General features: G+C 74.7%; 10 protein-coding genes and 2 pseudogenes. 4 read left to right on the plus strand and 8 right to left on the minus strand.

What is annotated here, in order from left to right; translation table 11 throughout:
- Window positions 1–32: 32 nt before the first annotated feature.
- The 3 genes from NQO67_RS34020 to NQO67_RS34030 form a co-directional block, all read right to left on the minus strand.
- Window positions 33–923 (minus strand): hypothetical protein, encoded by an 891-nt coding sequence (locus tag NQO67_RS34020; RefSeq protein ID WP_255954252.1) that lies wholly within the window; start codon window positions 921–923, stop codon window positions 33–35.
- A gap of 262 nt (window positions 924–1,185) precedes the next feature.
- Window positions 1,186–2,712 carry a hypothetical protein gene (locus NQO67_RS34025; protein ID WP_255954253.1) on the minus strand — a complete coding sequence of 509 codons (1,527 nt, stop codon included), beginning with the start codon at window positions 2,710–2,712 and terminating at the stop codon, window positions 1,186–1,188.
- Between the two features lie 71 nt (window positions 2,713–2,783).
- Window positions 2,784–3,488, minus strand: a complete 705-nt coding sequence (locus NQO67_RS34030; RefSeq protein ID WP_255954254.1) for a GntR family transcriptional regulator — start codon at window positions 3,486–3,488, stop codon at window positions 2,784–2,786.
- Between the two features lie 326 nt (window positions 3,489–3,814).
- Between NQO67_RS34030 and NQO67_RS34035 the strand changes: the two genes are divergently transcribed.
- On the plus strand, window positions 3,815–5,167 hold the full coding sequence (locus NQO67_RS34035) for an MFS transporter (RefSeq protein WP_255954255.1): 1,353 nt from the start codon (window positions 3,815–3,817) through the stop codon (window positions 5,165–5,167).
- On the plus strand, window positions 5,164–6,135 hold the full coding sequence (locus NQO67_RS34040) for a putative hydro-lyase (protein ID WP_374119226.1): 972 nt from the start codon (window positions 5,164–5,166) through the stop codon (window positions 6,133–6,135). The genes NQO67_RS34035 and NQO67_RS34040 overlap by 4 nt, the downstream gene beginning before the upstream one ends.
- Here NQO67_RS34040 and NQO67_RS34045 read toward each other — a convergent pair.
- The 5 genes and pseudogenes from NQO67_RS34045 to NQO67_RS34065 all read right to left on the minus strand — a co-directional run bounded on the left by NQO67_RS34045 (window position 6,098) and on the right by NQO67_RS34065 (window position 12,078).
- A pseudogene (locus tag NQO67_RS34045) lies at window positions 6,098–7,064 on the minus strand (SGNH/GDSL hydrolase family protein). The gene NQO67_RS34040 and the pseudogene NQO67_RS34045 sit on opposite strands and share 38 nt — an antisense overlap.
- Before the next feature lie 440 nt (window positions 7,065–7,504).
- Window positions 7,505–8,662: pseudogene (locus NQO67_RS34050) on the minus strand (glycosyltransferase); the annotation flags it as partial.
- On the minus strand, window positions 8,659–9,783 hold the full coding sequence (locus tag NQO67_RS34055) for a glycosyltransferase family 4 protein (protein ID WP_255954256.1): 1,125 nt from the start codon (window positions 9,781–9,783) through the stop codon (window positions 8,659–8,661). The pseudogene NQO67_RS34050 and the gene NQO67_RS34055, both read right to left, overlap by 4 nt.
- A gap of 155 nt (window positions 9,784–9,938) precedes the next feature.
- Complete coding sequence (locus tag NQO67_RS34060; protein ID WP_255954257.1) at window positions 9,939–11,354, minus strand: HEAT repeat domain-containing protein; 1,416 nt, start codon at window positions 11,352–11,354, stop codon at window positions 9,939–9,941.
- A 331-nt stretch (window positions 11,355–11,685) separates the two neighbouring features.
- On the minus strand, window positions 11,686–12,078 hold the full coding sequence (locus tag NQO67_RS34065; RefSeq protein WP_255954258.1) for an ankyrin repeat domain-containing protein: 393 nt from the start codon (window positions 12,076–12,078) through the stop codon (window positions 11,686–11,688).
- Window positions 12,079–12,422: 344 nt separating this feature from the next.
- Between NQO67_RS34065 and NQO67_RS34070 the strand changes: the two genes are divergently transcribed.
- Together NQO67_RS34070 and NQO67_RS34075 are read left to right on the plus strand one after the other, a co-directional pair.
- Window positions 12,423–12,617: a hypothetical protein gene (locus NQO67_RS34070; protein ID WP_255954259.1), complete on the plus strand. Its 195-nt coding sequence runs from the start codon at window positions 12,423–12,425 to the stop codon at window positions 12,615–12,617.
- Window positions 12,618–12,717: 100 nt separating this feature from the next.
- On the plus strand, window positions 12,718–14,337 hold the full coding sequence (locus tag NQO67_RS34075) for an ATP-binding protein (protein ID WP_305126618.1): 1,620 nt from the start codon (window positions 12,718–12,720) through the stop codon (window positions 14,335–14,337).
- Window positions 14,338–14,411 lie beyond the last annotated feature (74 nt).

The raw sequence follows: 14,411 nt of genomic DNA on the forward strand, positions 1-14,411 counted from the left end.
AGGGGCCGGGCGGAGGGCCGGGCGCGGGTGGGTCAGGCGTGGAACGGCAGGCCGGCGTCGGGGGCGAGGGCGTCGGTTTCGTCGGGGGGCACCAGGGTGGCGGTGCCGTCGGTGACGGGCACTATGCCCAGGTCCAGCAGCTCGGCCAGGGCTGCGCTGCCGGCCATGTCGCGTACTTGGAGCTGGTAGCGGGCGGTGGTGCGGTAGGTGCCCCCGGCGTCGTCGCCGGTGCGCTGGAGGAATCCGGAGTCGGCGAGGAAGGCGACGGCCTTGGCGACGATGCCGGTGGTGGAGCCGGCGAGCCGGCGGGCGTCCTTGGTGGCGCCGGTGGCGCTGCGGCGCGCCCAGACCCGCCAGGCCGCTTCGAGTCCCGGGGCGTCGGTGGCCGGGTCGGTGTTCTCACCCTGGGCCTCGGCGCGTTCCTCCAGGCGGCGGCAGGCCTGCCGGACGAAGGCATCGACGCCGTTGACCGTGAGGCGGCCGATGTAGCCGTCGTCGGCGAGGTCTTCGGGGCGGGGGAAGGCGAGCGCGGCGACCGCGAGATGGGCGAGCCCGTGCAGGAAGCGGTCGGTGGCGTCGGTTGCGGCGCGGCGGGCGTAGTCGCCCATGCGGACCGCGAAGACGGAGTCCTCGGCGGCGGCCACCGCCATGCCGGCGCGTGGGGACACCTCCAGCACGATCAGGCCAAGGCCGGCGGCCACCGCGTCCGCGAGGCGGGCGAAGGGCGGGTCGTCGCGGTAGCGGCGCAGCAGCTCGGTGTACTCCTCGCTGCGGGCGGGCAGCAGCCGCGGCTGGAGGCCGAAGGAGACCAGCCGTGCGGCGTCCGCGGCGTCGGCGGGGGTGACGGGCGCCGTGGCCGCGGCCTCCGGCCGGCCGCCCTGGGACTCGCCCCACGCGCCGGCGTCTGCGGGGTGGTCACTCACGTGCTGTGCTCCTTGCCGAAAGGGGTGCTGGGCGGGTGGGTGCCGGCCCGGGCGGTCGCCTCCTGCGGCCGCTGCGGGCGGCGACGCGCGCGCTGACGGGGTCGCGGGGGCGCGGGTGCCGCCGGTGCCGCGGGGAAGTCCGCACCCCGCCGGCCGTCGCCCGGCACCCACTGCTCGTGCGCCATACCCATGCTTGTCCGTGTCCGTGTCCGTGCCCGGGGCTGTGCGGGGCGTCGGGGGGCCGTGGCGGGTGGGGGCCGCCTCATGCCGCCTCCGTACGGTCGGCGGCCATGCCCGCGGCGTCCAGGCGGGCCGTGCCGACGATGAGGTCGGCGCCGCCGAACTCCGGGTCGTCCAGCTCCGTGCCGTCGTCGACGGCGAAGAGCAGCTGCTGCTCGCCCTGGCGGTAGGCGGTGCCGACCGCGGGGCTTGCGGCGTGCACGGCCAGCAGGGCGACCAGGTAGGGCAGTTCGGGGTCGCTGCGGCGGGCGTCGGCGAGCAGGCCGGACAGCCGGCGCGGGGCGTCGGCCGGCAGGTCGAGCAGGTCCATGGCGGCAGCCAGCTGCTCCTCGGTGAAGCGGCTGTCGTCCGGGGTGGCGATCAGATCCGGCTCGGGCATCTCGGCGCCCAGGTGCTCACGCTCCAGCGGCGGCGTCAGCAGCAGGTCGACGAGGTCTGTGAGCCGTACCGCGGCGGGCGTGCGCAGCCCGGTGCCACGGGCGAACCACGCGTCCGTGACCTGGGTGGCCTGCGCCACGGGGAGCGGCAGCACGGGCGCGACGAGTTGGCCGTACAGGTCGAGTCCGGCGCGCGCTGAGGGGGTGGCGAAGGCCTGGCGGTCCTGCTCGGCGCGGAACAGCGGGCCGGCTTCCAGGAGTCGGGACTGCAACTGGGTGTGGCGGCGGATGCAGTCCTTGACGATGTCGACCAGTTCGGCGGCGCGGCGCTTGTGTTCCTGGTCCTCGGACTCGTCGCGGGACTTGCGGATGTTGGTGAGGATGGCGTTCTCGTGGCGGTAGCGGTCGGCGACGTGGACGAGGGCCTCGTCGATCATGTCGGGGACGGTGCGCAGCCAGTCGACCGCACGCACGTTGCGCCGGGTGGCCTCCAGGGCGCGGCGCAGCGATTCCGCGTACTGCACGGTGCGGTACCTGGCCTGCTCGGCGGCGAGCTGGGCGTCGGCGAGCCGGCCGCGACTGATCAGTACCTCCAGCTTCACCTCGGCGGCGATCTGGGCGCTGGTGACGTCGGTGTCGAGGGCGCCCACCAGGACGTTGACCGCCTCGTCGGTGGTGCGTAGGCGGACGCCGCCGCCGTGGCCGGGGACCTCTTCGACGAGCTTGAAGTCGTAGTCACGGCGGACGTAGCTGCCGTCGGGTGCGAACGTGCCGTAGACGGCGCGGAAGCCGCGGTCGACACTGCCGACGTTGATCAGGTTCTCCAGGACCCAGCGGGCCACTCGCTCGTGCTCGTCGACGGGGCGCTGCGGGGCCTGCGCGCCGACCCGGGGCAGCAGGCGCGAGACGACCTGGTCGGCATCGGCGCCGGTGTCGAAGTCCATGTTCAGGGTGACCAGGTCGATGGCGGCGAGCGCGATCTCCGCCATGCCGTATATCGAGTACTCCCCCGCCAGGTTGGCCTTGCGGGTGTCGAGGTCGTGCAGCGGGGCGGTGCAGGCGAGGGCACGCAGGCGGCGCGCCAGGCCCTCGTCGGCGGCCGGGCCCGGGGCGGGCCGCGGCCCCCGGCTGAGCTGCGGCGCAGCGGTGGTGGCAGCTACTGTCGACGTCACGGTCACAGACTAGGTCCTGGGTGTGACAACCACGCACAGGCGCTCGGCCGACCGGCGCCGGTGGTGGACGCTCAACCGGTCTGTGGATCGTTCGCGGCCACTCGGCTCCCGTAGACCTCCACGAGTTGCCGCCGCGAGTCGTCCAGATACCCGGCGAGCTGCGCTTCGGCCTCGTCGTGGCGCCCGGCCTCGAGGGTGCCCAGGAGTTGTGCGTTGCGCGTGAGGTACGGCTCGTGCAGGTGCTGCGGGTCGTCCACGACGTGGAAGGCGAGACGCAGTTCGGCGAGCACGCTGCGCATCAGCTCGTCGGTGCGCTCACTTCCGGCCAAAGCGACCAGCTCTCGGTGGAAGTGGATGTTGGCCGTCGAAACGCCCTTCCAGTTGTCGGCCCGGGAGGCCTTCCGGCCGGCCGTGACGGCGCCCGCGACCGCGTCCAGCGCGTAGGGGCGCGCGTCGAGTCCGCGCACCACGGCGCACTCCACGAGGCGGCGGGTGCGGTAGATGTCCTCGACGTCCTCGACGGTGAGCACCCGCACGAAAACGCCCCTGTTGAGGCGGTGGGTGAGCAGGCGTTCGTGGGTGAGCAGCCGGAAGGCCTCGCGCAGCGTGTTGCGTGAGACGCCGAGCGCGCCCCCGATGCTGTCCTCCGACAGCCGGGTGCCGGGCGGGAAGTAGCCCTCGGCGATCCGCGTCCTGAGGATGTCGGCCACCCGCTCCGCGGTGCTGGTGCGCCCCAGGAGCGCGCGATCGTCGGCAAGTTCGGGGAGTTCGGCCATGCCCGAAATTCAACCGCAGACACAAGAACAAAACAACATGGGTATTGAGGGATCGTTCAACAATCCTCTACCTTGACGGAACGCGGCCGCCCCACGGCACGCGAGCGGCACCCCATGCCTGACGGCCCCAGGGCTCCGGTTCACCGAGCCGCCCCCTCTCCGGCACCACCTCCCCACCGGTCACCCGTTCTGGCACCACCCGTTTCCTTCCGCTTCCGGCAGCGCCCCTTCCCCGGCACCGCTCCCTCCGGGGACTGCCGCTCCCGGAAGGGGCCGGACGCGGCAATCGGCCCATACGCACCCTCCTCATCCCTTGCGAGGTGCCCATGAGCACAACTCCCACTCCACCGCCCACGGCGCCCGACACGGCAAGCAGCCCGGACGAACGCGCCGGCGACGACGGCGCGTTCGGCTGGCTGCGGGCCCTCGGGCCACGGGGACGCCAGGCGTTCGCGGGCGCCTTCGGTGGATACGCCCTGGATTCCTACGATTACTACACGCTGCCGCTGAGCATGGTCGCGATCGCGGCCTACTTCGACCTGGACAGCGGCCAGACCGGACTGATCACGACCGTCACCCTGGTCGTCTCGGGGTTGGGCGGCGCCGTCGCGGGCGTGCTGGCCGACCGGTTCGGCCGGGTCAACGCCCTGCTGATGACCATCATCATCTATGCCATCGGCACGGTGGCCTGCGGCTTCGCGCCCAGCTACCAGGCGCTGCTGGCGTTCCGCGTGGTGCAGGGATTCGGTTTCGGCGGCGAGTGGGCGGTCGGCGCCGTGCTGGTCGCCGAGTACGCCTCAGCGCGGCACCGCGGCCGGACGCTCGGTGCCATCCAGAGCTCCTGGGCGGTCGGCTGGGGGCTCGCGGTGATCGTCTACACGCTGGTCTTCCAGTTCCTGTCCGAGGCCATGGCCTGGCGGGTGATGTTCTGGACCGGCGCCCTTCCCGCGCTCCTGGTGATCTACCTGCGCTGGCAGGTCACCGACGCGCCGAAGGCGGCGGAACGGCGCGCGCCCAGCGGGGCCGGCGAGGCCAGCGGGTCCAGCGGCTCCCCCATGGCGACCTTCGTGGAGATCTTCACGCCGCGCACCGCGGACGGCGAACCCGGCCTGCTGCGCACCACGTTCTTCGCCGCGCTGCTGTCCACCGGGGTCCAGGGCGGCTACTACACCCTGGCCACCTGGGTGCCCACCTACCTCAAGGAGGAACGCGGGCTCTCCGTCGTCAACACCGGCGGCTACCTCACGTTCCAGATCTCGGGCGCCTTCATCGGCTACGTGACCGGCGGCTATCTGACGGACCGGCTGGGCCGCAAGCGGAACATCATGATCTTCGCGATCCTGTCCGCGCTCGCCATCGTGGCGTACACCAACATCCCGTCCGGCGCGAACACCGCTCTCCTGGTGCTGGGTTTCCCGTTGGGCTTCTGCATGTCGGCGATCTTCAGCGGCTTCGGTTCGTACCTGAGCGAGCTGTACCCGACCGCGGTACGCGGCACCGGGCAGGGCTTCACGTACAACGCCGGCCGTGCGGTGGGCGCCGTCTTCCCCACCCTCGTCGGGTTCCTGGCGGGCAGCTGGGGCGTGGGCGGAGCGCTGGTGTTCGGCGCGCTGGGGTACGCACTGGCGGTCGTGGCGCTGTTCGGGCTGCCCGAGACGCGCGGGAAGGTGCTGTCGTGACCCTGCTGCCCGAGCACCGCACGGCCGGCGCCGCTCCGGCCAGCGACCTGCCGAACGCTGCCGTCGAGTCCCCCGTCCTGGTGGCCGGCGCCCTGCCCGGCAGCGCGCCGGCCACGACGCCTCCGGAGGCCGGGCAGGACCGGACGCACGGAGAGGGGCGCAAGGAAGGACGCCAAGAGGGGCGCAAAGAGGGACCCGAGAGGGACGCACGGGCCGCCCGGGCATGGTTCCGGTCCGGCGGAACCGCACCGACGGCCGGTTGGGCCCCGGGACACACCCAGGCCAACCTGATCAGCGTGCCGGCCGACTGGGCGGAGGAGATGCGGCTGTTCTGCGACCGCAACCCCAAGCCGTGCCCGGTGCTCGACATCACGGCGCCCGGCTCCCCCACCACCCGGCTCGCACCCGACGCGGACCTGCGCACCGATCTGCCCGGCTACCGGGTCTGGCGCGACGGCGAACTCGTCGAAGAGCCCCGGGACGTGCTCCCGTACTGGCGCGACGACCTCGTCTCGTTCCTCATCGGATGCAGCTTCACCTTCGAATGGGCGCTGTCCGCGGCGGGCGTGCCGCTGCGCCATGTCGAACAGGGCCGCAACGTCCCGATGTACGTCACCGACCGCTGGTGCCGACCGGCGGGGCGACTGGCCGGCCCCATGGTGGTGTCCATGCGGCCGGTGCCGCACAACCGGCTGTCCACCGCGGTCGCGGAGACCACGCGGATGCCTGCGGTACACGGCGGCCCGGTGCACTTCGGCGACCCGTCCAGGATCGGCATCAAGGACCTGGCGCGGCCCGACTTCGGCGACGCCGTGGTGGCGGAGCCGGGGGACGTCCCGATGTTCTGGGCCTGCGGGGTCACCCCGCAGGCGGTGCTGATGGCGTCCCGCCCCCCGTTCGCCCTCACCCACGCACCGGGCCGGATGTTCATCACCGACGTCCGCGACGAGCGCTACCGGGCGGGGTGAGGCCCGGGGCGGCCCCGACACCAAGGGCAGCCACCGCGGCCGCCGACGCGAGCGGCAGGGCGGCCACCGGAGTCCCGGTGGGCGGCGCCGCGGGCGAGGCCGCCCCCGCCGTCGCGAGGGCCTCCGCCGTCGCGACGGCGGCCTGTGCGTCCAACCGTGCACTCGTGCCGCACGCCCGGTGCGCCGCTTCCCGGCCGGCCAGGACGAGCAGTTGGGGCAACAGGTCGGTGGACCGGCGCAGCACCCACGCCGTTCCCTCGGTGGCCAGCCAGCGCACCTTCGTGCCCCGCGACGGGGGCGGCAGTTCGGGCTCGCCGGCCGGTGGCGCCCCGGCGGCCAGGCCCGCGTCGGCGAGCAGCCGGTGGACGCGGACCGCCAGCAGACGGTGGCCGCGCTCGCCCGGATGGAGCCGGTCCGCGCTCCACATCGCCCGGTCGGCGAGCCACTGACGCTCCGTGAGGTGCACATGGAGCGCGTCGTACCGCTCGGACAGGGCGTGTACGACGGCGTTGACCGACCGCTGGCGCCGGGCGAGCGGGTGGGCCAGCAGGCCCGGCAGCCGCAGCATGGCCCCGGGGTCGGGCAGGCAGGCGGTGAGCAGTGCGGTGCCCTGCGCCGCGAACGTCGCGTACACCCGGTTCAGCCCGGCGGCGACGGCGTGGATGTCGTAGCTGCACCGCAGGGTGTCGTTGAACGCCGACGACGACGGTGACGAGGTCGGGCCGCAGGTCCAGTGCGCGCGGCGTCTGCCGGTGCAGCACGTCGCAGGTGCGTGCCCCGCTGACCGCGAGGTTGTGGAAGTCGACGGATCCCGCGGGGCCGAGACCGGCGGCGAGCAGGGCGGCCCAGCCGCGCCAACCGTCGCCGATCGGGTCGCCCACCCCCTCGGTGAGCGAGTCACCGAGCGCCACGAACCGCAGGCGCCTCATCCCGCACCGTCCCGCGCCGCGCCGGTCGCGGAGAGCGCATCCGGAAAAGCGGGTCCATCGCCGGCGGAGGGCGCATCGTGGACGGCCGCCACGCCCCCGGCAGGCTGCTCGGCGTCGTGCGGGCGCGCGTCGTCCGAGGCCCGGAAGGGGGCACGCGCATGGCCGGAAACCGCCACGTCGGCCGGCACCCCAGCGGGCACCCCGGCATGGTCCTCGCCAGGCGCCTCGGCGCCACGCAGCGGCGCGCGGCCACCCGGTGCGCCCCGCAGAGCGCCCGGCGCCACCCGCAAGGCGCCCGGCGCAAGGCGCACTTCCCGCGGCCCGCCCGGCACCTTGCCCGGTTCGGGACCCAGGTCCCGCGACGGTGCCGGCTCCTCCGCCGCCACGGACGCGGCTGCCCCTGCCCCTGCCTCTGTCCCTGTCCCTGTCCCTGCCCCCACACGTACGGGCGCGTCGTGGGCGCGCAGGAAAGCGGCCACAGCGGCGTCCCAACCGAAACACTCGGCACGGGCCCGGGCCGCCTGCCGTCGATCCCGTTCCGGACGCTCGAGCACGTCGAGGACGCCGTCGGCGAAGGCCTCACCGGTATCCGCCGCCGCGGCGCCCGCCGCACCGATGATCTGCGGCAACGCGGACGAGGCGCTCACGACGACCGGGGTGCCGCAGGCCAGTGCCTCCAGCGCGGCGAGGCCGAAGGTCTCCGCGGGGCCCGGCGCGAGGCAGACGTCGGCGGTGGCCTGGAGCGCTCCGAGCAGCCCGCGGTCGGCGACGTGCCCGAGGAAGGTGACCGGCAACCGCCGCTGCCGGGCATGCTGTTCGAGCCGGCGCCGGAGGGGGCCGTCCCCCGCGACGACCAGGCGCACCGCGATGCCGCGTGCCAGCAGCCGATCGAGGGCGTCCAGGGCCGTGCCGGGCCGCTTCTCCACGGAGAGCCGGGAGCAGACCGCCAGCAGCAGCTCGCCCGGCCGGGCGTACCGCTCCCGCAGCCCCGGATCGGCGAGCCGGGGGTGCCGGGCGGCCAGATCGACCCCGAGCGGCGCCCGTACGACGTTGCGGGCGCCGATGCGGACGAACTCCCGCTCGGCCCACTCGGTGGTGCACACGACACGGGTGTACGCCCAGGCGGTACGGGCGTTGAGCGCGTCGGCGGCGCGGCACGCGGCGGCCTCCGGCACGCCCCAGGCGCGCAGCACGCCGTGCGCCGTCTCATGGGAGACCATCACGGCCGGGACGCGGGCGCGGCGTGCCCATGCGCCGGTCCAGCGCAGGGTGGTGCGGTCGGAGACCTCCAGGCGGTCCGGGGCGAGCCGTTCCAGGAGCCGGGTCAGACGCCGGCGGTCGATCAGGACGCGGTAGCCGCCAGTGCCGGGCAGCAAGGGTCCCGGCAGGGTGATGACGGTGCCCTGGTCGGTCTGCCGGCGGTCGGCCCGCGCACCGGGCACGATCAGCACCGGGTCGTGCCCGGCGGCCCGGTATCCGGCGCCCAGTTCGCGCAGGGCCGTGCGCAGGCCGCCGGAGGCGGGCGCGACGAAGTTCGCCAGCCGCACGATGCGCAGTGGCCCGTCCGCCGCCCCGGACGTCCGGCACGCGCCGTTCATGCCGCCACCGCCGCGCGGTGCGCCAGCACCTCGGTGTAGTGCTCGATGAGTTCGTCCCCGACCACCGCCCAGGTACGGTCCTCGACGGTGGCGCGGCCGGCGGCGCCGAAGGCGGCGCGCAGCGGGGCGTCGACGGCAAGCCGCACGACGGCGCGACGCACGGCGGCCCGGTCCTCCGGTGGCACCAGCAGCCCGGTGCGCCCGTGGTCGACCAGGTCGAGCGGGCCGCCGGCGGCGGGGGCCACCACGGGCAACCCGCTCGCCATGGCCTCCTCCACGGTCTGGCAGAACGTCTCGAACGGCCCGGTGTGCACGAAGACGTCCAGCGAGGCGAAGACACGGGCGAGGTCGTCGCCGGTGCGGCGGCCGAGGAAGACGGCCCCGGGCAGCGCCTTGCGCAGCGCGTCCTCGCTGGGTCCGTCGCCGACCACGACGACCCGCACACCGGGCAGGCGGCAGGCGCCGGCGAGGAGTTCGACCCGCTTCTCCGGGGCCAGCCGGCCGACGTAGCCGACGATGACCTCGCCGCCCGGGGCGAGGTCACGGCGCAGCGCGTCGTCGCGCAGCGCCGGCCGGAACCGTGTGGTGTCCACGCCGCGGCCCCACAGGCGCACCCGTGGCACCCCGTGGTCCGCCAGGTCGCGCTGGGCCGCCGTGGACGGCGCGAGGGTGCGGTCGGCCGCGCAGTGCACCCCGCGCAGCCGGCGCCAGGCGGCCGCTTCGCCCCCGCCCACGTAGGTGCGGGCGTAGCCGGCGAGGTCGGTCTGGTAGACGGCGACGGCGGGTATCCCGAGGCGTTCGGCGGCGGCCATGCCGCGCACCCCGAGGACGAAGGGGCTGGCCAGGTGGACGATGTCGGCCCGGTGCGCGGTGAGCGCAGCGGCCACCCGGCGGCTCGGCAGGGCCACCCGGACCTGCGCGTATCCGGGCAGCGGAAGGGACGGGACGCGCACCACGGGGCAGGGCGCCGCGGCGTCGGCAGCGGGACCGGCGGCGGTGGCGGGCGCGACGACGAGCGGCTGATGTCCGCGCGCGGTCAGGTGACGGGCGGTCTGCTGGGCGCAGTGGGCCACGCCGTTGACGTCGGGGGGAAAGGATTCACTGACGATGACGACACGCATACTCGTGTTGTCGTCGCACCGGACGTGGCCACGCCAAAGTGGATCTTTCCTGGCGAGGAACGTCCCATGAGCGTTGACCTGTCAGGGGTGGCCGAAACCGTTGCGATCTCGGACAGAGCGGGACGTCGGCCGGACCTCGGGCGCCGGCACCGCTCTCAGGCAGAGGGGGCGTCGGGGGTGATCCTGCTGCGCACCGCGACCTGCACGTCGTCCACCTCTGCGGGATCGCTGGCCAGTCGCCTGAGCCGCTCCGCCACACGGGCGTCACCGGTCTCCGCGTACCGGGCGGCGAGCTCGCGGGTGGACTCCTCGCAGTCCCAGAGGCACTCGACCGCGAACCCGGCGGCGAACGACGGGTCCGTCGCGGCGAGCGCACGCGCGGTGCGGCCGCGCAGATGGGACGAGGAGGTCTCGCGGTAGACGTGCCGGAGGACCGGTGCCGCACAGCGCAGGCCGAGGCGTCCCGCGCCGTCGACGAGCGGGCAGAGCGTGTCCGCGTCGGGCCCGTCGCCGCGTACCGCCTCGCGCAGCGCGTCCAGCACCAGGTCACGGTCGCGGACCGCGCCCCGGCAGGCGAGTACGCGGCCGGCCGCGGCGCCGAGGGCATCGGGCCGCTGGGCCCAGCGGCGGGCGCGCTCGACGGCGGCGACACTGCGCATCCGTTCGAAAGCGGACAGGGCGGCCTCGACGACGACGGGTGAGGAGTCCTGCGCGGCGGCCTCGATGAGGTCGAGTGCCTGCGGATCGTGTGCGCCGGCCAGATAGCGCAGTGCGGTGCAGCGGGCGCCGTCCGGGCCGCTGCGGGCGGCCTCGACGAGCAGCGGACGGTCCGCGGGTTGGGCGACCGCGACCAGGCACCGGGCGGCCGGCCCGTAGAGCGGGGTGCCACGCTGCGCGCCCTGCTCGGCCCAGTCGAGGACCGCTTGGACGTTCCACTCGGGGCGCGGCCCGGATGAGCTCAGCTGCCGCTGCCAGCGGTCGAAGGAGGCGTTTTCCTGCGCCGCGCGCACCCGGTCGCCGACGCCCGGTCGGGGGTCGTCGGCCCACAACCGCCAGGGCCGGGGCTCGAAGGCGTCCCGTAGGGCGGTGGCGAGCGCGGTGTCTCCTTCGGTGCCCGCCGGGAAGCGGGCCAGGACGGGGACGGCGAGCGCCCGCAGCCCCGCGTCGTCGTCGCGCAGGGCGAGCTCGTCCAGGGCCCAGGTCCAGTTGCTGCCCGTGGCGGCGTAGCGGCGCAGCAGCAGCACGGCGTCCTGCCGGCCGTAGGAGGCGAGGTGGCCGAGGACGGAGAGCGCGAGGCCGGTGCGGGTCTCGTCCTCCAGGAGATCCTCGGGATCGAACAGGTGCCGCTCGATCTCGTCAAGGGCGCCGTCCAGGTCGAGATAGAGACGGGCGTAGTACAGGGAGCGGTTCTCCACCTGCCAGTCGCGGCGGGGATCGTTCAGGACGCAGTGGTCCAGGGCCGCCAGTGCTTCGGCGCGGGGCGCGGTGAGCGCGTGCAGCGTGCCGTCGCCGCGGCCGCGCTGCAACAGGCCGAGCAGCGTACCGCTGGGCGCTATGACCGGTTCGAACATGGGAAACAGCCTCACATCAAGCGTCGACAGGGCCGGACTCGTGCACTACCTGGCGGCGCGACAACTCGTCGGGACACCTGTCGTCCGTAGCTTGCTGTAGACCATCGTCCTCTGCCTCTCATCGGTCGACCCGCGGGCCACTGGGGGTCCCTCCCCGGGGAGGGCCGCGCGGTGCGGCTACATCTGCCCCGCCGTCGCGTCCGTGAATCACGACGTCATGATGGCCCAGGGGTTCTGTCCCCCGCGACCACATTTCGCCCGGCTGCCCTCCCGGCCCGCCGTCGCGACCCGCGGCGGGCCGCGCACCGGCGCCCCGGGCGCGCGGCACCGCTCACGCGTCGCCGAACAGCCGGAGCACGTCCGTCTTGCCGAACATCCGGGCGGTGTCGCGGGCCGAGGGGGTGCCCGCCGCGGGGTCGGCGCCGGCGTCGAGCAGCACCCGGATCACCGCCTCCTCACCCTTGAAGACGGCGCCGGCGAGCGGGGTCTGGCCCCGGTCGTTGGCGCGGTCGGCTGCGGCACCGCGGTCCAGCAGGGCACGGACGGTCCCGGCGTGGCCGTGGTAGGCGGCGAGCATGACCAAGGAGTCGCCGCGGTCGTTGGTGAGGTTCGCCGGGACACCCGCGTCGACGTAGGCGGCGAGCGCGTCGGTCTCACCCTGACGGGCGAGGTCGAAGATCTTGGTGGCGAGCTCCACGACCTCGGGGTCCGGGGCTTCACTCATGAGGGGAGGGCCTTTCGAGGGGGACGGCCACGGGGACGGCCACGGGCAGGGACCAGGGGCGCCGGGCCGCGCCCACGGGCGCGACCACGTACGGCCGGGCACCATACGAGTGAATCGCCAGCGTACTGCCCGTGGGAACCACACCCGGGGTCCCGTTCCGGCAAGGATCACCGTGGCGCAGTCCGCCTCGCCTTCGACCGCCCCGGCGCGGGCGTCGTGGCGGGCGACACCCCGTCGAGCCGGGGGGAAGTGATCTATTTTCACTCAGTTGCACCTTTTGTCGCACGGATACATGCTGTGAGGAATCCGGGACTCACCGTGACCGTCCTCGACAGGAGACGCGCATGATCCTCACCATCTCCGGCGTGGTGCTGCTCGGCATCATCATCTTCCTTTTCTTCCGCAAGGACGGCCTGAAGTTCTCCCACGCGGCGGTCTGCTCGCTCTTCGGCTTCTACCTGGCGGGCACGGCCCTCGCACCGAGCATCCACGCCGGGGGCGAGAGCCTCGCCGGCCTGATCGGCGGCATCAAGTTCTGACCGCGCCACATCACCTGGCGCCCCCTCTCCCCCGCCCCGACGACTTCCACGACCCTGCCCGACGACCCCGGGACGCCCCCCTCCCACCGGCGTCCCGCTCATGAGGACGACTCAGGAGTACGACGTGGCCCGGCGCCCCCTTCCCCTTGTCCTGCGCTCCGGCGCCGCACCGATCATCCGGCGCCGGGAGCCCACCGGCTCCGCGGCGGTCCTGGCGCCCGTGGTGCCGGTTCCCCTGCTGCCGGCACCGCTGCGCATGCTCGCCCGCGGACTGCGCCGGCTCGCCGCCTCCGCCCGGCGCGGCTGGTCGGACACGCCTCGCGAGCGGCGCGGGGCGCTGGTGTTCTTCGTGGGCTCCGTGGTGCTGACCGTCGCCCTGCTTCCCTACGGGGTGCCGCTCGCACTGGTGACGCTGGCGGCCGTGGCCCTCTGGCAGGGGCGCGGTCTGCCGCGTGAGGTACCGCCGGCCCTCGACGAGGCCGGGGAGCGCCGGCTGGGTGCGCTCTACGAGGCGCTGGTCCCGTGCTTCCACGTGCCGGACGACCCCGACCCGCTGTATGCGCACGGGGGCGCGTGGCAGGGCGCCTTCGCCTGTCACGCGCGCGACGCCGACGGACGGCTGTGCCGGCTGGTCCTGCGCTACCCGGCGTATTTCGCGGACGACGACGCCGATGCGCGGGCCCGTGTCGAGCGGGTGGTGGCCGCCAAGTCGGGCCGGGGCCGGGAGTACCGCTTCGACTGGGACGAGGAGGCCGGCGAGCTGACGGTCACCGCACTGTCGCCGCTGCCCACCGACATCGCGGCCCGGCAGTATCGCCCCGCGCCGGGCGAGACCGTCCTCGGCTTCACGGATCCCGCCGATGTGCCGTGGACGCTGCCCGTGGTGGACGACGCCGAGCCACCGGACCTGCCGGCCGTGGTGTGGCGCACCGGACCGCGCTGCACGGAGCCGCACCTGCTGGCCGCCGGCCGCCCTGGCAGCGGCACCTCCACCCTGCTGCGCACCCTCGCCCGCCAGGCCCTGGACCACGGCGACGTGCTGATCGTGGACGGCAGCGGCACCGGCGAGCACGCCGGTCTGAAAGGGCGTGCCGGCGTGCTCGCCGTGGAGAGCGGGCTGACCGGCGCACTGGCCGCTCTGGAGTGGGCGGCGCACGAGACCCGGCGCCGGTTGGTCACCGCGGACCGCGCGCGCCAGGCGGGACACCGCCCGCCGGAGGACACCGCCCGTCCGCTCTGGCTGCTGGTGGACCGGCCGGCCCTGCTCGCCGACCTGGCCGCCGCCGAGGGACGCCAGGACCCGCAGGAACTGCTCCGGACCCTGCTGCGGTTGGGGAGCGCGGCAGGGGTGACGGTCGTGGTCGCCGAGCACGTCGACGCGCTGGACGGCCTGGACGAGGCCGTGTGGCGCTACGCGCGCGCCCGTGTGGTGCTGGGCGCGGCCCCGCTCGACCGGCTGGAGGCGGTGCTCGGGGCACCGCCGCACACCACGCCCACGGCGCACGTCCCGCCGGGACGCGGGTACGCACGGCTGGGCTCGGGACCGGTGCTGCGCTTGCAGGTGCCGGCCGCCCCCGACCCGTCGGACGAGGCAGCCGGCACGGCCGACCGGGCGGCGGCGCCGACGCTGCTGTCGAAACGGGTGGGCGACCCGGCTGCCGAGCCGGAGCGCGGTCGTTCCGGCACGCCGGCGGGGTCTCAGCCGAACGTGTCGGCCTAGGGACCGGGTTCACCGGTCATCCGGTCCGGCGCTCCCCCTGAACGTCCGTTCAGAAGGCGTACCGCGCCCGGCGC

This window comes from Streptomyces odontomachi (genome assembly GCF_024435355.1).
GTDB classification, from domain to species: Bacteria; Actinomycetota; Actinomycetes; order Streptomycetales; family Streptomycetaceae; genus Streptomyces; species Streptomyces odontomachi.